Source organism: Streptomyces sp. MBT53, from assembly GCF_016654115.1.
Taxonomy (GTDB): Bacteria; Actinomycetota; Actinomycetes; order Streptomycetales; family Streptomycetaceae; genus Streptomyces.
The window spans coordinates 1-19,591 of the sequence record NZ_JAEQAZ010000035.1; the positions used below are offsets into that span (position 1 = coordinate 1).

General features: G+C 69.6%; 21 protein-coding genes. 1 reads left to right on the forward strand and 20 read right to left on the reverse strand.

Annotated features, from left to right (window positions below; all coding sequences use genetic code 11):
• Positions 1-94: 94 nt before the first annotated feature.
• From JHN45_RS15400 to proS, 18 genes are all read right to left on the reverse strand, one after another.
• Positions 95-652 carry a TetR/AcrR family transcriptional regulator gene (locus tag JHN45_RS15400; RefSeq protein ID WP_200709745.1) on the reverse strand — a complete coding sequence of 186 codons (558 nt, stop codon included), beginning with the start codon at positions 650-652 and terminating at the stop codon, positions 95-97.
• Positions 653-770: 118 nt separating this feature from the next.
• Positions 771-1,613 carry an RNA polymerase sigma factor WhiG gene (whiG, locus tag JHN45_RS15405; protein ID WP_019068776.1) on the reverse strand — a complete coding sequence of 281 codons (843 nt, stop codon included), beginning with the start codon at positions 1,611-1,613 and terminating at the stop codon, positions 771-773.
• 283 nt (positions 1,614-1,896) lie between these two features.
• Positions 1,897-3,057 (reverse strand): DNA-processing protein DprA, encoded by a 1,161-nt coding sequence (gene dprA / locus JHN45_RS15410; RefSeq protein WP_201049376.1) that lies wholly within the window; start codon positions 3,055-3,057, stop codon positions 1,897-1,899.
• Positions 3,054-4,679, reverse strand: coding sequence for a YifB family Mg chelatase-like AAA ATPase (locus JHN45_RS15415; RefSeq protein WP_201049377.1), 1,626 nt, complete (start codon positions 4,677-4,679; stop codon positions 3,054-3,056). Before JHN45_RS15415 ends, dprA begins: the two co-directional genes overlap by 4 nt.
• Before the next feature lies 1 nt (position 4,680).
• Positions 4,681-5,043, reverse strand: a complete 363-nt coding sequence (locus tag JHN45_RS15420) for a YraN family protein (protein ID WP_201049378.1) — start codon at positions 5,041-5,043, stop codon at positions 4,681-4,683.
• A gap of 128 nt (positions 5,044-5,171) precedes the next feature.
• Positions 5,172-5,480 carry a DUF2469 domain-containing protein gene (locus JHN45_RS15425; RefSeq protein ID WP_003965949.1) on the reverse strand — a complete coding sequence of 103 codons (309 nt, stop codon included), beginning with the start codon at positions 5,478-5,480 and terminating at the stop codon, positions 5,172-5,174.
• Between the two features lie 56 nt (positions 5,481-5,536).
• On the reverse strand, positions 5,537-6,076 hold the full coding sequence (locus JHN45_RS15430; RefSeq protein WP_200709740.1) for an NUDIX hydrolase: 540 nt from the start codon (positions 6,074-6,076) through the stop codon (positions 5,537-5,539).
• Entirely contained in the window at positions 6,066-6,845 is a 780-nt protein-coding gene (gene lepB / locus JHN45_RS15435) for a signal peptidase I (protein ID WP_200709739.1), read from the reverse strand. The genes JHN45_RS15430 and lepB (JHN45_RS15435) overlap by 11 nt, the downstream gene beginning before the upstream one ends.
• A gap of 78 nt (positions 6,846-6,923) precedes the next feature.
• Positions 6,924-7,904 (reverse strand): signal peptidase I, encoded by a 981-nt coding sequence (lepB, locus tag JHN45_RS15440; protein WP_201049379.1) that lies wholly within the window; start codon positions 7,902-7,904, stop codon positions 6,924-6,926.
• Positions 7,792-8,904: a signal peptidase I gene (lepB, locus tag JHN45_RS15445; RefSeq protein ID WP_201049380.1), complete on the reverse strand. Its 1,113-nt coding sequence runs from the start codon at positions 8,902-8,904 to the stop codon at positions 7,792-7,794. The genes lepB (JHN45_RS15440) and lepB (JHN45_RS15445) overlap by 113 nt, the downstream gene beginning before the upstream one ends.
• Positions 8,897-9,613 (reverse strand): signal peptidase I, encoded by a 717-nt coding sequence (lepB, locus tag JHN45_RS15450; protein WP_200709736.1) that lies wholly within the window; start codon positions 9,611-9,613, stop codon positions 8,897-8,899. The genes lepB (JHN45_RS15445) and lepB (JHN45_RS15450) overlap by 8 nt, the downstream gene beginning before the upstream one ends.
• Before the next feature lie 45 nt (positions 9,614-9,658).
• Positions 9,659-10,009: a 50S ribosomal protein L19 gene (rplS, locus tag JHN45_RS15455; protein WP_200709735.1), complete on the reverse strand. Its 351-nt coding sequence runs from the start codon at positions 10,007-10,009 to the stop codon at positions 9,659-9,661.
• A 133-nt stretch (positions 10,010-10,142) separates the two neighbouring features.
• Complete coding sequence (trmD, locus tag JHN45_RS15460; protein ID WP_200709734.1) at positions 10,143-10,976, reverse strand: tRNA (guanosine(37)-N1)-methyltransferase TrmD; 834 nt, start codon at positions 10,974-10,976, stop codon at positions 10,143-10,145.
• On the reverse strand, positions 10,973-11,533 hold the full coding sequence (rimM, locus tag JHN45_RS15465; protein WP_200709733.1) for a ribosome maturation factor RimM: 561 nt from the start codon (positions 11,531-11,533) through the stop codon (positions 10,973-10,975). Before rimM ends, trmD begins: the two co-directional genes overlap by 4 nt.
• Before the next feature lie 115 nt (positions 11,534-11,648).
• Positions 11,649-11,888, reverse strand: coding sequence for an RNA-binding protein (locus JHN45_RS15470; protein ID WP_005479813.1), 240 nt, complete (start codon positions 11,886-11,888; stop codon positions 11,649-11,651).
• Between the two features lie 2 nt (positions 11,889-11,890).
• Entirely contained in the window at positions 11,891-12,310 is a 420-nt protein-coding gene (rpsP, locus tag JHN45_RS15475; protein WP_200709732.1) for a 30S ribosomal protein S16, read from the reverse strand.
• A gap of 286 nt (positions 12,311-12,596) precedes the next feature.
• Positions 12,597-13,193 carry a hypothetical protein gene (locus JHN45_RS15480; protein WP_019068763.1) on the reverse strand — a complete coding sequence of 199 codons (597 nt, stop codon included), beginning with the start codon at positions 13,191-13,193 and terminating at the stop codon, positions 12,597-12,599.
• Between the two features lie 260 nt (positions 13,194-13,453).
• Entirely contained in the window at positions 13,454-14,869 is a 1,416-nt protein-coding gene (gene proS / locus JHN45_RS15485; protein ID WP_200709731.1) for a proline--tRNA ligase, read from the reverse strand.
• 198 nt (positions 14,870-15,067) lie between these two features.
• On the opposite strand from proS, the gene JHN45_RS15490 reads away from it, so the two are divergent.
• Positions 15,068-15,925, forward strand: a complete 858-nt coding sequence (locus JHN45_RS15490) for a class I SAM-dependent methyltransferase (RefSeq protein WP_200709730.1) — start codon at positions 15,068-15,070, stop codon at positions 15,923-15,925.
• A 19-nt stretch (positions 15,926-15,944) separates the two neighbouring features.
• Here JHN45_RS15490 and ftsH read toward each other — a convergent pair whose 3' ends face one another.
• Entirely contained in the window at positions 15,945-17,882 is a 1,938-nt protein-coding gene (ftsH, locus tag JHN45_RS15495) for an ATP-dependent zinc metalloprotease FtsH (protein ID WP_200709729.1), read from the reverse strand.
• Between the two features lie 74 nt (positions 17,883-17,956).
• Positions 17,957-19,510 (reverse strand): signal recognition particle protein, encoded by a 1,554-nt coding sequence (gene ffh, locus JHN45_RS15500; protein WP_200709728.1) that lies wholly within the window; start codon positions 19,508-19,510, stop codon positions 17,957-17,959.
• Positions 19,511-19,591 lie beyond the last annotated feature (81 nt).

The following is a 19,591-nucleotide window of genomic DNA, read 5'->3' on the forward strand; positions in this document are numbered from 1 at the left end:
AAGAGCAGGCGCCCCTTCAGGGGCGCGGGGCTGTATCAACTTGCGGCTCCGCCGCGTGGGCGCGACCGACCCCCACCGGCCCGCAGCCAACAACTCAACCCGAAACGCCCCGCAAAGCCATACTCACCGCAGCCTCTGTAATCACCGAGGGATCCTCCGCAGCCCCCAGCTCGATCCTCCGCACAGCCGCATCGACAACCCCTTGCAGCAACATCGCCGCCAACCGCGGCTCCGCATGGCCCATCTCCGCCAACGCCTCGACGATCATCGCGACCAGCCCACCGTGCGCGGCACGGATCTTCTCCCGCGCCCCGGCGTCCAGTTCACTCGCCGAGATGGCGACCACGGCCCGATGCCGCCGGTCCCCGACCAGGGCCAGCTGCTGCCGCACATACGCCTCGACCTTGCCCTCGGCGGAGCCGGCCCGCTCCATCGCCGCCGACACGTCCGCCGCCCAGACGGGGAAGTCGACCTCGCACAGCTCCTCGACGACGGCGGCCCGCGAGCGGAAGTACTCGTACACGGAGGACCGTGCGAGACCCGTCCGCTCGGCCAGGGCCGGGAAGGTCAGCGCCTCCGTCCCGCCCTCGGACAGCAGGGAACGAGCCGCGTCCAGCAGGGCGGCTCGCTGCATCGACCGGTGCTCGGCCACGGAGGCCGCTCGAATCCTTGGCACGTCAACCACTCTACGGACGGTCCACCCCCGGCGGGAGTGACCTGGGCCATGCAGGCACGATTCTGCGAGGTCGAGAAGGCGGTACGGCTTTCGCTCAACGGCCGAAACTGGCCAGCTTGGCGCGCAGCTGCAGCACGGACTTGGTGTGGATCTGGCTGACCCGGCTCTCGGTCACCCCGAGCACGTTGCCGATCTCGGCGAGGGTCAGCCCCTCGTAGTAGTAGAGCGTGACGACGGTCTTCTCCCGCTCGGGCAACGTGTTGATCGCGCGCGCCAGGAACCGCCGCAACTCCCGCCCCTCGGCCACCTCCACCGGGTTGTCGGCGGCGGTGTCCTCCAGGGTGTCCATCAGGCTGAGCCGGTCGCCGCCCTCGCCGCCGGCGTGCAGCAGCTCCTCCAGCGCCACCACGTTGGCCAGCGACAACTGGCTGAAGACGGCGTGGAGTTCGTCCACCGCGATGCCCATCTCGGCGGCCACCTCGCCCTCGCTGGGGGTGCGCCTGAGCCGCGCCTCCAGCGTGGCGTACGCCCGCTCCACGTTCCGCGCCTTCTGCCGCACCGAGCGCGGGATCCAGTCCAGCGCGCGCAACTCGTCGATCATCGCGCCCCGGATGCGGGTGATCGCGTACGTCTCGAACTTGATCTCCCGCTCGATGTCGAACTTCTCGATGGCATCGATCAGTCCGAACACCCCCGACGACACGAAGTCCGCCTGCTCGACATTGGGCGGCAGCCCGACGCTCACCCGTCCCGCGACGTATTTCACGAGCGGCGAGTAGTGCAGGATCAGCTGCTCCCGCAGCCGCTCGTCGCCCGTCGTCTTGTACGACCGCCACAGCTCGTCGAGCGTCGAGGGAGCGGGCGGCCGGACGCTGCCACCGTCACGGGCGGCTGGGGGGATAGCCGCCCGGTCGGACCCGGAGGTGTGCTGGGGCATTCGTCGCCTTGTGCCGTTCTGCCGTGAAGTGGGGTTGCCTGGGTGAGCTGTCGGAGTGATGGGGAGTTACCGGTCTGTTTGCCGGTCTGTGCCGGAATCCCCGTGAGCGTAGCGTGACTGGAGTGTCGCGGTGTGCGAAGGGAAGGGCTCGGACCGGCCACGGACGCGTTCGACAAGGTGCCGGAACGGGTCACTCCAGTCGCTCTGCGTGATCATCGGAATGCGCCAACTGCGGGAATTCCCAAGGGTGTCGGGGTTCCCCCGGACGGCCGAACACACTCGGTCAGCGGCGCCCCCGATCCGGCCGGACCGAGATCATCGCCTGGCGTGTCAACTTCCAGCCGTCGCCGTGTCGTTCGACGTAACCAAGTGCTCGGAGTTCGTACAGTCTCGCGACCGCGTCGTCCTCCGTGGTCTGCGCACCGCGCGCGATCTCCCGCGCCGCTGCCGCCCTGTTGCCGGGGAGTGCGGCGAGGATGCGGCGGGCGGCCGGTTCCAACAGGTCGCGCGGGAGCACCGGTCCGCGTCGGTCCGGGGCCAGTTCGCCCATGTCGCCGACGAGTTCGACGACTTCGGCCGCGTCGGTGACCAGCACCGCGTCCCCGCGCAGGAGTTCGTGCACACCGGCGGACAGCCCGCTGGTGGCAGGGCCGGGCACCCCTATGGTGTGGCGCCCCAACCGCTGCGCCGCCCGGGCCGTGACGAGCGATCCGCTGCGGTACGCGGCCTCGACCACCACGGTGCCCCTCGTGAGCGCGGCGATCACCCGGTTCCGGAGGATGAACCTGCTCGGTGTCGGGTGCTCGCCGGGCGGCAACTCGCCCACCACGAGCCCCTGTTCGGCGATCCTGCCGATCAACTCGGTGTGGCCGAGCGGGTAGGGCCGGTCCACTCCGCAGGCGAGTACGGCGACGGTGGCACCGCCCGCGCCGAGGGCGCCGCGATGTGCGGCACCGTCGACGCCGTAGGCACCCCCGGACACGACGATCCAGCCGTCCTGCGCGAGGTCGGCGGCGAGGGTGGCCGCCATGTGGGCGCCGTACTCGGTGCAGGCGCGGGCTCCCACGACGGCGACGGACTTGAGCGCCCACACCCGCAGGCTGGGCCGGCCGCGCACCCACAGTCCGACGGGCCGCGCGTCCCCGAGGTCGTCGAGCTGCGCGGGCCACTCGGTGTCGCCGGGGCACACGAACCGCACCCCGGCCTCCTCCGCGGCCTCCAGGTCCCGCCCCGGCTCGACCGACTCGGCCCGCGCGCACAGCCCGGCCCACCGCTTGTCGGTGACCCCGGTGAGCTGTGGCCCTCCGTCCCGCAGCCGGCGGGCCACTTCCACGGCTCCCAGCTGACGGATCCACCGACCGGCCACTTCGTCGCCTGGTTCGACGACCCGGGCGAGGAGGACACGGGCGTGGAACTCGTCGCCCGTGTCCTCGTGCGCGGTCATACCAGCGCCCCGAGGGTCATCGACGCGCCTCGTGAGATGCCGGTGCGCAGTTGCAGGGCGAGGAGCACGTCGGTGTCGTCGGGCCGGTCGTGACCCTTGAGGTCCGCGACCGTCCAGGCGACCCGCAGGACCCGGTCGATCCCGCGCGCGGTCAGCGCGCCCCGCTCCAGACTGCGTTCGGCCTCGTCCATCGCCCCGCGCACGGCGTGCCAGCGGGTGCGCAGTTCACTGCCGGGGACCTCGCTGTTGGTGTGCCAGGGAGTGTCCGCGAGGCGTGCCGCCGCCCGCTCCCTCGCCGCCCGCACCCGGTCCGCGACCGTCGCGGTGGTCTCTCCTCGGGCGCCGTACACGCTGAGCTCTTCCCGCGTGACGCGGTCCACGGTGACCCGCAGGTCCACCCGGTCGAGCAGTGGGCCGGAGAGCCGGGCCTGATAGCGGCGGATCGACATGGGCGGGCAGTCGCAGAGGTCGTCCTTCTGGGAGTAGCGGCCACAGGGGCACGGATTGGCCGCGAGCACCATCTGGAACCGCGCAGGGAACCGCACCACACCCGCGCTGCGGGCGATCACCACGTACCCCGACTCCAGCGGCTGCCGCAGCGCGTCGAGCGCCTGGCCGCTGAACTCCGGAGTCTCGTCGAGGAAGAGAATTCCCCTGTGCGACAGGGACACCGCTCCGGGCCTCGCCATATGCGATCCGCCGCCGACGAGGGCCTGCATCGTGGCCGAGTGGTGCGGGGCGCAGTAGGGGGCGACGTCGATCAGGGGTTTGCCCGGAGGCAGCAGACCCGCCACCGAGTGGACCGCCGTGACCTCCAGGGAGTCCTGCCGGCTGAGGCGGGGCAGGATCGCGGGCATCCGCTCGGCCAGCATGGTCTTGCCGGCACCCGGCGGACCTTCGAGGAAGAGGTGGTGTCCGCCGGCCGCGGCGATCTCCGCCGCTGTGCGGGCCGCGCACTGCCCGACGACATCGGCGAGGTCGTGACCGGCGTCGTACTGTGCCGCTCCCATGCTGTGCATGCCGGTGGCCGCCCCGGTGCCCGGCATGCGCAGGCCGGCGAGGAGCGGATCGGGCCGTCCCAGGTCGTCCGGTTCCTCGTCGGGGACAGGCTCGTCCGCGAGCACGGCGATCAGTTGCCGCAGGCTGCGGACGCCGAGCACGGACACCCCGGGCACGAGGGACGCCTCGGCGGCGGCGCACTCCGGCACCACCACCTGCTCGTACCCCGCGTCCGCCGCCGCCAGCACCGCGGGCAGGATCCCGCGGACCGGGCGGACCCTCCCGTCGAGTCCCAGTTCGCCGATCATCACGATGTCGGCGAGCACGCGGGGGTCGATCCGTTCGGCCGCGCCGAGTACCGCCGCGGCGACGGCCATGTCGAAGCCGCTGCCGCTCTTCGGTACGGACGCCGGGCTCAGGCCCACCGTGAGTTTCTTCTGCGGCCACGCGGCGCCCGAGTTGACGACCGCGGCGCGCACCCGGTCCTTGCTCTCCGTGAGGCTCTTGTCGGGCAGGCCGACCAGGGTGAACGCGGCGACGCCTGGTTCGAGGTCGGCCTGGACCTCGACGACCACACCCTCGACGCCCACCAGCGCCACCGAGCACGTACGAGCGAACCCCATCTCAGACCACCCCCCGCGCGTGCTCGACGACGGCTGCGCCGCGGCCGGTCACCAGCACGCCCACCAGGTCGATGCGGACACCGCCCGGTGGCGCGCCTCCGTGGGCGTGGATCCAGCATGCGGCGAGGCCGCGCAGGCGCTCCGCCTTCTCGGGGGTCACGGCGGCCATCGGGTGCTCATAGGCACCGGCCCGCCGTGTCTTGACCTCGCAGACGACCAGGACGTCGCCGTCCCGCGCCACGATGTCGATCTCGCCGGTCCTGCCCCAGCGCCAGTTGCGCTCCAGGACCGTCATACCGGCCGCGACCAGCCGCCGTGCGGCCACCGTCTCGCCGTACCTGCCGAGTGCACTGCGTGCGTTCATGTCGGCACCACCTCCGGCGCCAACCGTCACGCAGAACGGTCCACCGAGTGGATCTTGGTGGACCGTTCAGTGCTTGTGGAGAACTCCGTCACCCACACGAGCGACGGATGCCCCGCGAAGAGCCGCCGTCAGCCGCCCGGCAGCTCCAGATCGCTCTTGTTCAGCTCCTCGATGTTCACGTCCTTGAATGTGAGCACCCTGACCTGCTTGACGAAGCGAGCCGGTCGATACATGTCCCACACCCAGGCATCCGCCATGGACACCTCGAAGAAAACCTCGCCCTGGACCGAGTGCACCTGCATCTCGTAGTCGTTGGTGAGGTAGAAGCGCCGTTCGGTCTCGATCACGTATTTGAACAGACCGACGACATCGCGGTACTCCCGGTAGAGCTTCAGCTCCATCTCGGTCTCGTACTTTTCGAGGTCCTCGGCGCTCATGGCATGTTCCCCTTCAGCCGTGCGATCCCACCATTGTGCGCCAGTCCCGTGCGCCCCTAGACGATTTCCGTGTCAAGGGTCACCGGCCCGGCCGGGGGCCCTTCGTCGATCAGCCTGCGGAGCAGCTCGGCGAGTCTGGTCGGATACACCGTCTCATGCGCCCGCTCCAGTTCCCGGCACGTCCACCAACGTGCTCCGGAGACGCTGCGCCGCTCCAGCTCGGTGAGGGCCGTGGCGCCGGGCACCCCGTCAGCCGTGGCGGACGTCCTGGCCAGGTAGTACCACTCGTCCTGGTCCCAGCGGCGGCCCGCGAAGGGGAAGGAGCACGTCCGGGTCCACAGCACCGGGCCGAGCTCCACCCGGGTGATCCCGGTCTCCTCCGCGAGTTCCCGCAGCGCGGCCTCCTCGTGGGTCTCGTCGCCCTCCAGGCCACCGCCCGGCGTGAACCACCAGTCGTCGGCCGGATCGTCCGGCTCGTGGCCGTGGAGCAGCAGGATGCGGTCCTGCGGGTCGAGGAGGATCACCCGGGCGACCCTGCGCAGCCCGCCCTCGTACGAGTCGCCGTAGGAGCCCTCCTCGGTGGCCTCAGCGGGCACCGGCGGGCTCCGTACGGGTGCGGGTGCGGCGGCCGGCCAGCAGCTTGGCGACGGGGCCGTAGGCGCCGCCGCCAAGGACGAGCACCGCGCCCGCGACGATGAGGGCGACGACCGTGCGCAGCGGGCCGGGCTGGGAGATGCCACCGAGTTCCTCGAAGCCGGTGGGGCGCTCCAGCATGCCCTTCATGGGCCATACGACGGCGTCCACGCGGGCGTTCACGGCGCTGCTCGCGACGGTGCCGCTGGCCACGTCCGTGAGGTGGGCGCTGGAGTCCAGTGAGCCCTGGCGCTCGTCGCCGAGCAGGAACAGGCGGCCCTTGGGGACTTTCACCGTCGGGATGGTCTTGATCTCGGCCGGGCTGCCCTTGAGGTAACCCTCGGCGATCTGCTTGCCGTTGACGACCAGCTTGCCGTCGGTGCAGCAGGAGACGGTGTCCCCGCCGACCGCGACGACGCGCTTGACCACGGGCGCGTTCGTCACCCAGGTCTTGTCGGTGAAGACGACGACGTCGCCCCGGTGCACCTCGCTGCCGTCGATGCGCTGCGCCAGCACCCGGTCGCCCATGTCGATGGTCGGCGTCATGGAGCTGGTGGGCACCGTGTACGGCCGGTAGACCACCGCTCCCCAGCCGAATCCGCCGAGGAACAGCACAAGGCCCAGTGCGACGGCCAGCCCGGACAACCGCTGTCCGGTCCGGCTGCCCACCGGGCCCTTGCCAGTGCCACCGCCGGTACGCGGGGCCGTACGTGTTGCGCTCTCGCCACCCATGGGTCCGCACCCTACCCGGCGGTACCGAGGGTGGTCAGCCCTTCCTCCGGGACCAAGGTCACAAGCTCTACAAGGCCTTTACCAGGCCTTGGCGGACCGGGACCGCTTGCGGCGCCACAGGGCCAGCGGCAGCACGCCGACGAGGGCGAGGCCCTCCGGAGCGGCCGTCAGCAGCCGGGAGGCCGAGGCCTGGGTGTTGATGCCGGTCTGGTCGAAGGTGTCCGGGATCGGCAGGGTGCCCCAGCGGTTGATGGGCCAGGCCTTGACGATCGCGCGGCCGACGACCTCCTTCACCGGGACCATGCCGTGGTGCTTGTCGGACTGGTTGTAGCGCGAGTCCCGCGAGTTCTGCCGGTGGTCGCCCATCACCCAGATGTCGCCCTTGGGGACCTTGACGGTGAACTGACCGCCCTGGTCGTCGTTGGTGCACGGGGTGTTGCCCGGGTAGACGTACGGCTCGTTCAGCGCCTTGCCGTTGACCATCAGCGGGCCGGTGCCGCTGCAGGAGACCGTGTCGCCGCCGACGCCGATGACCCGCTTGATCAGGTCCTTCTCCTGAGCCGACGGCATCAGGCCGATCCAACTCAGTACCGTCTGCAGGGCGTTGGGGTTCGCCGTCGGCTCGCCCGCCAGCCAGTCGTCCGGGTCGTGGAAGACGACGACCTCACCGCGCTCGGGCTCGGAGCCGAACCACGGGGTGAGCTTGTCGACCAGGACGCGGTCACCCTGCTGGAGGGTGTTCTGCATCGAGTCGGAGGGGATCGAGAACGCCTGCACCAGGAACGTCTTGATCAGCAGCGCCAGGACGAGCGCGATGACGATGAGGATCGGCAGCTCCTTCCAGAAGGAGCGCGGCTTCTTCACCGGTGGGGTCGAGTCGCCCGACCCCGCTTCCTCGGTCCGGGTCGCGTCGCCCGGCGCCGTACCGTCCTCGTCCGCTCCGGCGTCACTCCCGGAGGTCACGGCGCTGTCCGCGGCCGGGACGGGTGCTTCCACGGGATGTCCCTGGTGCTCCTCGCCGTCGTGTCCGGACCGTGCGCCAACCGCCACATCCCCCACGCCAACTCCTTACTCTGTGCCGCCGCCTGCCCCATCCTCGGCGCAGGCCCACCACTCCCATAACGAGCGGGAGTTCCGCAGGGCTCGGGAGTTGGACCGATCCGTTCGGATCGACCGGGGCAACCCTATGCGACAGTTCGGGACCGGCGGTCGTCCCCGACCCGGAGTTGGAAACCGATGCGAAGGTTTTAGGTTCGTTCAGGCTGGTCCAGTGGCCCATCGGCCAGGCGATCACCTTGGCCCGCCCCACCACCGAGGAGAGCGCGACCGTGCCGCCGTAACTGGTGTTCTGGTGTGCCCGGGAGTCGGCCGAGTTGCCGCGGTGGTCGCCCATCACCCACAGCCGGCCCTTGGGGACGGTGATGTCGAACGCCGTCTCGGAGGGCGCGTTCCCGGGATACAGGTAGTCGGCCTCGGTCAGGGGAACCCCGTTGACGGTCACCCGCCCTTCCGAGTCGCAGCACTTGACGTGGTCGCCGCCGACGCCGATGACCCGCTTGATGAGGTCCTTCTCGTTGTCGGACGGCAGCAGGCCGATGAACTGGAGGCCTTCCTTGAACTGCTTGACCACGACGGGGTCGTTCTTCTTGGTGGTCTGCTCGTCCGCGAGCCAGCCGCCCGGGTCGTGGAAGACCACGACGTCGCCGCGCTTGGGCTCGGAGCCGAACCACGGGGTGAACTTGTCGACCAGGACCCGGTCCCCGATGCGGATCGTCTGCTCCATGGAGCCCGACGGGATCACGAACGCCTGGACGAGGAAGGTCTTCAGGACGAGCGCTATGAGGACCGCGACGCCCACCAGGAGCGGTATCTCCCGGACCGCGCCACGCCTGCGCCGCCGCTTGACCTTGCGCTGGAGCTTGCGCCGCTCGGCCCGGCTGCGGCCGGCACCGCCCGCCGGGGCCAGCGCACCCGCGCGCCGGAAGCCGGTGGGCAGCAGGTTCTCGTTTCCGAAGTTGCCGCCCGGCGCCGCGCCGCGCGGTCGGCCGCGGTTACCCATGGGCGCCGTCCGCGGCGGGTACGCGCGCGTAGGCACCGGGTCGGACGAGGTGGGTCCAGTGCCCGGCGGGCCAGATGACCCAATCGGCTCGTCCGATGACGTCACCAACGGGAATCATGCCTCCGCCCGGGTCGCCCAGGTGATCCCGGGAGTCGCTTGAGTCGCTGCGGTGGTCACCGAGGACGAAGAGTGTGCCGGAGGGCACCACCACGTCGAACGGCACGCTGGACGGGGTGTCACCGGGGTACAGGAACGCCGTCTCGTCGACCGACCGCCCGTTCACCTGGAGCCTCCCCTTCTCGTCGCAGCAGACCACGCGGTCTCCCCCCACACCCACAACGCGCTTGATGTAGTCGGCGTCCCCGAAATAGCCGGTGCCGTCGAACACAACGATGTCGCCGCGCCTCGGATGGGCACCAAAACGGTACGCCAACTTATTTACGAGAACGCGGTCGCCGATCCTCAATCCGGATTCCATGGATCCGCTGGGAATCTGGAAAGGCTGGACCAAGAACGTGTTGAGCAGCAGCAGAAACACCAGACAGACCAGGGCAGTCAGGGTGATCCGGCCACCGGGCAGCCACTCGACGGCACGCGACAGCAACGCGAAACGCGACCGTCCCTCCGGTCCTCCGGTGTCCGAGATGTCCTCGGAGTCGGAAGGGCGGGAGGAGCGGTCGCGCTCTGTCGGCTGTGGTTCGGTGTCCATCGGAGCCAGATGCTATCCGGCCCCGATATGAACTCCGCAGGGCGACTACTTGTCGCGCTTCTCCTTGATCTTCGCGGCCTTGCCGCGCAGGTCACGGAGGTAGTACAGCTTCGCGCGACGGACGTCGCCACGGGTCACGAGCTCGATCTTCTCGACGATCGGGGTGTGCACCGGGAAGGTGCGCTCCACGCCGACGGAGAACGAGACCTTGCGGACCGTGAAGGTCTCGCGGACACCAGAACCCTGGCGACGGATGACTACGCCCTTGAACTGCTGCACACGGGAGCGGTTGCCCTCGATGACGCGGACGTGGACGTTGACGGTGTCACCCGGACGGAAGGCCGGGATGTCGGTGCGCAGCGAGGCGCCGTCGACGATGTCGAGCACGTGGGACATTTCGTCTGCTTTCTTCATCGATGCCACAGGTCACCGACGGGAGATAGGTGAGGTGAAGGATGTTGTCCGTGTCGGGGCGGGCGTCGTGTCCCCCTGTGGCAGGGGCGCACGCCGGACGACGCACAACAGCGACCTATTCTTCCACGCCGTCCGGCCTGCGCCAAAATCGGCCGTACGGCTCCCCCGCCGGGTCCGGGGACCAGCCCAGGATCGAGAGCATCTCGCGGTCCTTCTTGTCGAAGGCCTTGGGCTCGCAGCGCTCGATCAGGTCGGGCCGGTGGGCGGCCGTGCGCTTCAGCGCCTCGTCGCGCCGCCAGCGGGCGATCTTTCCGTGGTGGCCGCTGAGCAGCACGTCCGGGATGTCCCGGCCGCGCCAGACGGGCGGCTTGGTGTAGATCGGCCCCTCCAGGAGGTTGGCCATGGCCCCGGGCGCGAAGGAGTCGTCGCGGTGGGACTCGGCGTTGCCCAGGACACCGGGCAGGAGCCGTGCCACGGCCTCCGTGACGACCAGGACGGCCGCCTCGCCGCCGGCGAGCACGTAGTCGCCGATGGACACCTCGTAGACGGGCACACGGGTCGCGTACTCGTCGATCACCCGCCGGTCGATGCCCTCGTAGCGGGCGGGCGTGAAGACCAGCCAGGGGCGCTCGGAGAGCTCCACGGCGAGTTCCTGGGTGAAGGGCCGGCCGCTGGGCGTGGGCACGACGATCGCGGGCGCGCCGGAGCCCGTCTCGTAGCCGTCGGCCAGGACGGAGTCCAGGGCGTCGCCCCAGGGCTCGGTCTTCATGACCATGCCGGGGCCGCCGCCGTAGGGGGTGTCGTCGACCGTGTTGTGGCGGTCGTACGTCCAGGAGCGCAGATCATGCACGTGCACATTCAGCTGTCCACGCGCGCGTGCCTTGCCGACGAGGGAGACGTTCAGCGGTTCGAGGTACTCGGGGAAGATCGTGACGACGTCGAGCCTCATGCGTCCGCGTCCTCCGAGGAGTCGTCCCGGCTCGACGCGATCTCCGCGCGGTCGTCGATCAGCCCGGGCGGCGGGTCGATGACCGCGCGCTGCTCCTCCAGGTCGATCTCGATGACGATCGACTCCACGAAGGGGATCATCACCTCGCTGCCGTCGGGACGCTCGACGATGAAGAGGTCCTGGGAGGGCAGGTGCGAGATCTCGGTGATCCGGCCGACCTCCTCGCCGTCCTTGGTGACGACGTCGAGGTCCATCAGCTGGTGGTCGTAGTACTCGTCCTCTTCCTCGGGCAGCTCCTCCGGGTCGATCTCGGCGATCAGGAGGGTGTTGCGCAGGGCCTCGGCGCCGGTGCGGTCGCTGACGCCCTCGAAGCGCAGCAGGAGCCGGCCGCTGTGGACCCGGCCGGTCTCGATGGTCAGGGGCCCGGTGGCGGCGGGTTCGGTGGCCAGGACGGCTCCGGGGGCGAGCCTGAGTTCCGGCTCGTCGGTGCGTACCTCGACGGTGACCTCGCCCTTGATGCCGTGGGCGCGGCCGATGCGAGCGACTACCAGCTGCACTGTGCTTGCTCTCCTGTTTGCGACGAGTACGACGACCAGTGCGAGGACTGGTTACGACAACGGGCCGGGGACGGCCCGCAGGCCCTCCCCGGCCCGAGCCGGTTTGCGAAATACGTCAGCGGACGTGATCCACGTCGACGAGGTCGACGCGTACACCCCGGCCACCGATTGCGCCCACGACGGTGCGCAGAGCGCGAGCGGTGCGGCCGTTGCGGCCGATCACCTTGCCGAGGTCGTCGGGGTGCACCCGGACCTCCAGCACGCGCCCGCGACGCAGGTCGCGCGAGGCGACCTGCACATCGTCAGGGTTGTCGACGATGCCCTTCACGAGGTGCTCGAGAGCCTCCTCGAGCATGCTCAGGCCTCGGTCGACTCGGACTCGGCGGCAGCCTCGTCCTTCTTGTCGGCCTTCTTCTTCTGGGTGATGGCCTCACCCTTGCTCGCGTCGTCGCCACCGAGGGCGTCGAAGACGGGGCGTGCGGCCTTCGGCGCGGCCACGAGCAGCGGAGCCGGGGCCGGCAGGCCCTTGAACTTCTGCCAGTCGCCGGTGAGCTTCAGGATGGCGAGGACGGGCTCGGTCGGCTGCGCGCCGACACCCAGCCAGTACTGCGCGCGGTCGGTGTCGACCTCGATGCGCGAGGGGTTCTGCACCGGGTGGTACAGACCGATCTCCTCGATGGCCCGGCCGTCACGGCGGGTACGGGAGTCGGCGACGACGATGCGGTAGTGAGGCGAACGGATCTTGCCCAGACGCTTCAGCTTGATCTTGACTGCCACGGGAGTGGGTTCTCCTGGTTTTGACGTGGTTGGGCACGGCGAGATGGCCGCGTGGGGTTGCGGTACCCGAGTGCCCGATGGACGCGTCAGCCGGAGGCGAGAGGGTTCCTGTGCGGCTGTCGAGTACAGCTAGCCATTGTGCCACACCCTGGCGGTTCGCCCGACCGGGGAGCATGCCCCCGCATGCTCCCGGCCATGCGGAAGCGACACCCGGCGCCGGGAGGTGACCGGCGCGGGTGCACGCAACCCGCCCTGCGGGATGCGGCTGCCACGAGCAGCCGCACCCTCAGGCCGCGCCCACGACCTCCGGGATGCGGAAGGGCTTGCCGCAGCCCCCGCACACGATCGGCGCCTGGGCCAGCACCGACGGGACGACCCGTACGTTACGACCGCAGTCGCACACCGCCTTGACGCGAACCCCGCCACCGGACGAACCGTGCCGGGCGGCCGGGCCGCGGAAGGTGCGGGAGGTGTCCGCGGAGGTGGCGACGGTGTGCGCCTTCAGCGCGCGCTGGAGACGCTCCATCGTCGGCCGGTAACGCCGCTTGGCCTCGGGGTTGAGCTGGACCAGCGAGAAACCGCTGCTGGGGTGCGGTTCGTCGGGGTGGTCCAGGCCCAGCTCCTCGGCGATCGCGAGGAATCTGCGGTTGTGGTAGCGGCCGGCACGGGACGTGTCGCGCACGCCGCGCGCGGCGGCGATGCCATGGACTGCCTCATGGAGCAGTCGCTCGAAGGAGAGCTCGTGTCCGCAGGCGGACGACGACTCTCCGATCAGGGACTCGGGCGCGGCCAGATCGGGCAGTTCGGGGTGGTACCGCTGAATGTCGGCCCACGCCTCTGCCAGCTCTGCGGCGAGAACAGGTGGTGTCTGTGTCGTGCTCACGTAATGACAACGAGCCGGAGTGCCCCTGTGTTCCGATTCCGGGCCATCCCAAATAATTTGCACGTACCCGTCAGTTGGCACTGATGCGTCCTGACGAGGGCAGGTGCGCTGATCTGCGGAGAAGCCTCACAGCTCATACCAAGCTGGTGCGTAGTCCGAGATACGACCCGGCGCGTAGACGGTGTCCGCGCGCCGGGGGAGCTGTTGTCCGCCGTTGCGCAAGAGGCCTTTCGGTCGCTCTGCCGCCGGAGCCCGCTGCTTCAGTAAGCGCGCGCGACGACCGCGACGTTACCGGGTGCCTTGTCGGCGTCCGGTACCGACCCGTCCTCGGCGACCAGACACCGTACGGTGACCGCGTGCTCGGCCAGCTCGGCCTCGCCCTCTTCACCCAGTGTCGCCCACGGGATGCGCGCCCAGCCGCCGGCGGTGGCGGCCTCGACGGCCTCCCCGATCGTGGACACCTCGGAGGTGCGGGACTCGCGCAGCTCGCGGGACTGCTTCAGGAGCAGCGCCTGGTCCTCCTCGAGGATGACGGGAAGCAGCTCTACGAGGGAGTCGATCGCCACCGGCTCCTTGCCTCCCGGGATCCGTCGGGCCAGCATCGCGGTGCCGTTCTCCAGGTCACGGGGCCCGATCTCGATCCGTACGGGTACGCCCTTGAGCTCCCAGTCGACGGCCCGGCGCCCGAAGGGAACGTCCGTGCGGTCGTCGACACGGACCCGTACGCCCGCCGCCTTCAGCCGGGCCCCGAGCTCGCGGACCTTGGCCAGAACCGCCTCGTCGCCCTTGATCGCGAGAACGACGACCTGGATGTGCGCGAGACGCGGCGGCACCCTCAGCCCGTCGTCGTCGCCGTGCATCATCACCAGGGCGCCGATCATGCGGGTGGTGGAGCCCCAGGAGGTCTGCCAGACCAGTTCCTGTTTGCCTTCCTTGGACAGGTACTGGGTGTTGAAGGCCTTGGCGAAGTTCTGGCCCAGCTCGTGACTGGTCGCCATCTGCAGCGCCTTGCCGTCGCCCATCATCCCTTCGAGGGTGAGGGTGTTGATCGCGCCCGCGAACCGCTCCTTGGCCGTCTTGCGTCCCGGTACGACGTCCATCGCGAGGACGTTGACCATGAAGTCCTCGTAGACCTTGCGGTGGATGTGCGCGGCGAAGTCGCGCGCCTCCTCGTGGGTCGCGTGCGCCGTGTGGCCCTCCTGCCAGAGGAACTCGCTCGTACGGAGGAAGAGCCGGGGGCGCAGTTCCCAACGGACCACGTTCGCCCACTGGTTGATCAGCAGGGGCAGGTCGCGGTAGCTCTGCACCCACTTCGAGAAGTACTCGTTGATGATCATCTCGGAGGTGGGCCGGACGACCGCGGGCTCCTCCAACTCCTTGCCTCCGCCGTGCGTGACCACGGCCAGCTCGGGCGCGAAGCCCTCGACGTGGTCGGCCTCGCGGGCGAGGTAGGACTGCGGGATCAGCAGCGGGAAGTACGCGTTCTCGGTGCCCGTCTCCTTGATCCGGGCGTCCATCTCGGCCTGCATCCGCTCCCAGAGGCCGTACCCGTACGGTCGGATGACCATGGAGCCGCGCACCGGGCCGTTGTCGGCCAGCTCGGCCTTGCTGATCAGATCCTGGTACCAGCGGGGGAAATCTTCCGCCCGCGGTGTGAGTACGGGTGCCTTCGCCATGGCGCGATGGTACGGGCCCACGTTGCCGTCATGTGAATTCTCGCCACTCCCACAGAGAAGGCACAAGCCGGGCCACACAAACCCTGGACGCCGTAGCGAGCGCGGAGTTTGCTGGCATACGGGGGAAGTGCGAGCGCACATCACGGGGGCCTCGGAAACGGGCACGGCCACAACTCTCGGCGGATTGGGGCGCTTTCGATGACACCTACGCTCGTGCGGCACTACCTGCCTCATGCGGGGCCCGCGCCCCGTGTGGACCTGGGTGCACGCGCGCGTGACTGGTCCGAGATCCAGGAGCGGATGCTGGTACCGCTCTACGAAGCCGTCTACGAGCGACTCGAAGTGGGGCCCGGCACCCGGCTGCTCGGCCTCGGCTGCGGCTCCGGGCTCGCCCTGCTGATGGCGGCCTCCAGAGGCGCGTCGGTCACCGGTGTCGAGCGCTCCTCCCCCGAACGGCTGGCCCTCGCCCGGGAGCGCCTGCTGCCGGACCCGTGGTCCCCACGCGCGCGTGCGCACACCCGGCTCGTCTACGGCTCCTCCAGGGACGCGGCCGACGCGGAGACGCCCGCGTACACCCTGGTGACCGCCTTCGAGCCCATCGGGTGTCTCGCGGGCGACGCGGAGGGACTCGGCGAACTGCTCGCGTCCGCCACGCCGTCGACCGAGCACGGGGCGCCGGTGGTGCTGGCCGGCTGGGGTCCGCCGGAGCGCTGTGCCACGTCGTCCGTGCTGCGGGTGGCGGCCAGGATGGCGGATCCGCTGCGCAGCGCGGGCAGTTGGCGCCCCGCCTTACGTGACGACCTGGAGGAGGTCGCCCAGCGCGCCGGTCTGCGGCCGGACGGCTCCGGGCGGGTGTCGTGCCCCTTCGGGTACGCCGATGTGGAGAGTGCCGTACGAGGGCTGCTGTCGACCGGGCTCTTCGACGCGGCGATCACCGCGACGGACCAGGTGCAGGTGGAGAAGGAGTTGGCGGAGGCGTTGCATCCGTATCGGCGGCAGGACGGCACGGTGTGGATGCCGAACGTCTTCCGGTATGTGATCGCGCGTACGACCTGAGGAATAGAGAACTACGGCTCTAGGAGTCCTCCTTGAAGAGGCGCGTGACGCCCGCGATGCGGTACGCCTCCGTCTCCTCCAGCGTCTCGTTCTCCAGGAGGGCTTCGGCGAGCGAGTCCAACTGGCCGCGGTGGTCGCGGAGTTTGCGGCAGGCCTCGTCGTAGCACTCGTCGACGATGCGGCGCATCTCGTGGTCGATCACGTCGAGGGTTCCCGGGGCCGCCGCGAGGCCGTAGGCCTGCTGGGCGTCGTTCGGGAGGGCGGAGAGGCGGCCGACGCGCTCGCTCATGCCCCAGCGGGCGACCATCCCGCGCGCGATGTTGGTGACCTGTTCGAGGTCGTTCTCGGCGCCGGTGGTGATCACCCCGTAGACGACCTGTTCCGCTGCCATGCCGCCGAGGGCGCCGATGATCCGGCCGCGCAGATACTCCTCGGTGTACGCATACTTGTCCGAATCCGGCGTCGACAACGTGACGCCTAGGGCCCTCCCGCGCGGGACGATGGTGATCTTGCGGACCGGGTCGGCTCCGGGCTGGAGCATGCCGAGGAGGGCGTGGCCGCTCTCGTGGTAGGCGGTGCGCCGGCGCTCCTCCTCGGGCATCACCAGGGGCCGCTCGGCGCCGAGTTGGACCTTCTCCAGGGCTTCGGAGAGGTCGGACTGGGTGACCTCGCTCTGCTTGCGCTTGACGGCGAGGAGGGCGGCCTCGTTGGCGAGGTTGGCGAGTTCGGCGCCGGTCATGCCCGGGGTCGTACGGGCGACCTGGGCGAGGTTCACGTCCTTCGCGAGCGGGATCTCGCGGGTGTGGATCTCCAGGATCGCCTCGCGACCGCCCCGGTCGGGCGGCGAGACCACGACGACCCGGTCGAAGCGGCCGGGGCGGGTCAGCGCCGGGTCCAGGACGTCGGCGCGGTTGGTGGCCGCGATGACGATGACGCCCTCGGAGCCGGAGAAGCCGTCCATCTCGGTGAGGATCTGGTTGAGGGTCTGTTCGCGCTCGTCGTGACCGCCCATGCCCGAACCGCCGCCCCGCGCGCGGCCGATGGTGTCGATCTCGTCGATGAAGATGATCGAGGGTGCCACCTTGCGGGCCTCCGCGAACAGTTCACGCACGCGTGAGGCACCGACACCGACGATCATCTCGATGAACTCCGAGGCCGAGGCCGAGAAGAACGGCACCCCCGCCTCCCCCGCGACCGCCCGCGCGAGCAGCGTCTTGCCGGTGCCGGGCGGACCCGCGAGGAGCACGCCCCGGGGCATCTTGGCGCCCATCTTCCGGTATTCGTCGGGGTTCTTGAGGAAGTCGACGACGTCGTTCAGCTCACCCTCGACCTCGTCGATGCCGGCCACGTCCTCGAAGGTCGTGCGCTGCTTGCCAGGCTCCAGCTCGACCGGTTTAGGCGGGGCCTTGCGGCCGAGCATGCCGCCCGCGCCGCCGAGCCCCGAACTCATCCGCCGCGCGATGAAGAGCCACAGGACGACCAGGAGCAGCATCGGGGCCAGCGAGATCAGCAGATTGGCCAGAAAACTACGGTGTTGTACGACCGGTTCCGCCGTGACCGTGACGTTGTGCTTGGTCAGGTCCTCCCAGAGCTGGTCGTCCGCGAAGGTCGGCCGCTCGGTGTCGAACTTGGTGTACTTGCCGCCGCCGTCCGGGTTGTCCTGGCCCTTCTTCAGCTGGCCCTGGATCGCGTTGCCCTTGGCGTAGATCTTGGTGACGTTGCCCGCGTCGACCTGCTTGCTGAACTCCGTGTAGGAGATCGTCGGCTCGTCGCCCTCGTTGAAGAAGGAGAGGATGAGGTTCGCGACGAGGTACACCACGAGCGCGGTGAGGATGAGGCTCCACCAGCCGCCGCGCATCTTCTTCCCGCCCGGCGACGGCTTCGGGGGCTCGTCGGGGGTGCCCTCGGTACGCCAGGGCTGATCGGGGGACTTGCGCGGCGGCGCAGGGTTGGTCATATCGGGACGTTACGACACGAACCAACCCTCGGCATGTGCACTCGGTGAACTCAGGGCATGGACCCTGTGAAGGCTCAGCCCATGAACTTCTTGAACTCGTCCGGGAGCTCGAAGTCCTGGGCGCCCTGCTGGGGCAGCCCCAGCGGGTTGCCGCCCTGGGCTCCGGCCTCGCGGCGCTGAGCCTCCTCCAGCTCCTGCTGCTTGCGCTTCATCGGGTTGCCGGAACGCTGCTTGCCCTTGGCCTGCTTGGGCTGCTTCTTGGTGCGGCCGGGGCCGCCACCCATGCCCGGCATCCCCGGCATGCCGGGCATCCCGCCACCCTGCGCCATGCGGGACATCATCTTGCGGGCCTCGAAGAACCGCTCGACCAGGCCCTTCACGGCGCTGACCTCGACGCCGGAACCCTTGGCGATACGGGCGCGGCGCGAGCCGTTGATGATGGTCGGCTCGGCGCGCTCGGCCGGGGTCATCGACTTGATGATCGCGGCCGTGCGGTCGACGTCCCGCTCGTCCAGGTTGTTGATCTGGTCCTTGATCTGGCCCATGCCCGGGAGCATGCCGAGCAGCTTGCTGATGCTGCCCATCTTCCGGACCTGTTCCATCTGGGACAGGAAGTCGTCGAGGGTGAAGTCCTGGCCCTTCTTGGACGCCAGCTTGGAGGCCATCTTCTCGGCCTCTTCTTGGCTGAACGTCTTCTCCGCCTGCTCGATCAGGGTGAGCAGGTCACCCATGTCGAGGATGCGGGAGGCCATCCGGTCCGGGTGGAAGGCGTCGAAGTCGTCGAGCTTCTCGCCGTTCGACGCGAACATGATCGGCTTGCCGGTGACCGAGGCGATCGACAGGGCCGCACCACCGCGGGCATCGCCGTCGAGCTTGGAGAGCACCACGCCGTCGAAGCCGACGCCGTCGCGGAAGGCCTCGGCGGTGTTGACCGCGTCCTGGCCGATCATCGCGTCGACGACGAACAGGATCTCGTCCGGGCTGACCGCGTCGCGGATGTCCGCGGCCTGCTGCATCAGTTCCTGGTCGATGCCGAGGCGGCCTGCGGTGTCCACGATCACGATGTCGTGGACCTTGGACTTGGCGAACTCGATGGAGTCCTTGGCGACCTTGACCGGGTCCCCGACGCCGTTGCCCGGCTCGGGCGCGTAGATCGCGACACCGGCGCGCTCGGCGACGACGCTCAGCTGGTTCACCGCGTTGGGGCGCTGAAGGTCGGCGGCGACGAGCAGCGGCGAGTGCCCCTGGTCCTTGAGCCACTTGCCGAGCTTGCCCGCGAGGGTCGTCTTACCGGCACCCTGGAGACCCGCGAGCATGATCACGGTCGGCGGGTTCTTGGCGAACCGCAGGCGCCGGGTCTCGCCGCCGAGGATCGTGACGAGTTCCTCGTTGACGATCTTCACGACCTGCTGGGCCGGGTTGTTCAGCGCCCGGTTGAGATCGGCGCCGAGAGCACGCTCCTTGACGTTCTTGATGAACGTACGGACGACCGGCAGCGCCACGTCCGCTTCCAGCAGCGCGATCCGGATCTCACGCGCGGTGGCGTCGATGTCCGCCTCGGAGAGCCGTCCCTTGCCGCGCAGGTTCTTGAAAGTGGCTGAGAGGCGATCAGAGAGAGTATCGAACACGGCGCTCGCGGTCCTCGGGGTCGGTGGCTATTGGGGAATCGCCCTCCAGGGTATCCCGGTCGCACAAGACCGGGTCACGGG

What these genes read in the sequence shown, in the direction of transcription:
- whiG (WP_019068776.1), bottom strand. Translation starts at nt 1,613, where the DNA reads ATGCCCCAGCACACCTCCGGGTCCGACCGGGCGGCTATCCCCCCAGCC.
- dprA (WP_201049376.1), bottom strand. Translation starts at nt 3,057, where the DNA reads ATGACCGCGCACGAGGACACGGGCGACGAGTTCCACGCCCGTGTCCTC.
- JHN45_RS15415 (WP_201049377.1), bottom strand. Translation starts at nt 4,679, where the DNA reads ATGGGGTTCGCTCGTACGTGCTCGGTGGCGCTGGTGGGCGTCGAGGGT.
- JHN45_RS15420 (WP_201049378.1), bottom strand. Translation starts at nt 5,043, where the DNA reads ATGAACGCACGCAGTGCACTCGGCAGGTACGGCGAGACGGTGGCCGCA.
- JHN45_RS15425 (WP_003965949.1), bottom strand. Translation starts at nt 5,480, where the DNA reads ATGAGCGCCGAGGACCTCGAAAAGTACGAGACCGAGATGGAGCTGAAG.
- lepB (WP_200709739.1), bottom strand. Translation starts at nt 6,845, where the DNA reads ATGGGTGGCGAGAGCGCAACACGTACGGCCCCGCGTACCGGCGGTGGC.
- lepB (WP_201049380.1), bottom strand. Translation starts at nt 8,904, where the DNA reads ATGGGTAACCGCGGCCGACCGCGCGGCGCGGCGCCGGGCGGCAACTTC.
- lepB (WP_200709736.1), bottom strand. Translation starts at nt 9,613, where the DNA reads ATGGACACCGAACCACAGCCGACAGAGCGCGACCGCTCCTCCCGCCCT.
- rplS (WP_200709735.1), bottom strand. Translation starts at nt 10,009, where the DNA reads ATGTCCCACGTGCTCGACATCGTCGACGGCGCCTCGCTGCGCACCGAC.
- trmD (WP_200709734.1), bottom strand. Translation starts at nt 10,976, where the DNA reads ATGAGGCTCGACGTCGTCACGATCTTCCCCGAGTACCTCGAACCGCTG.
- JHN45_RS15470 (WP_005479813.1), bottom strand. Translation starts at nt 11,888, where the DNA reads ATGCTCGAGGAGGCTCTCGAGCACCTCGTGAAGGGCATCGTCGACAAC.
- proS (WP_200709731.1), bottom strand. Translation starts at nt 14,869, where the DNA reads ATGGCGAAGGCACCCGTACTCACACCGCGGGCGGAAGATTTCCCCCGC.
- JHN45_RS15490 (WP_200709730.1), top strand. Translation starts at nt 15,068, where the DNA reads ATGACACCTACGCTCGTGCGGCACTACCTGCCTCATGCGGGGCCCGCG.
- ftsH (WP_200709729.1), bottom strand. Translation starts at nt 17,882, where the DNA reads ATGACCAACCCTGCGCCGCCGCGCAAGTCCCCCGATCAGCCCTGGCGT.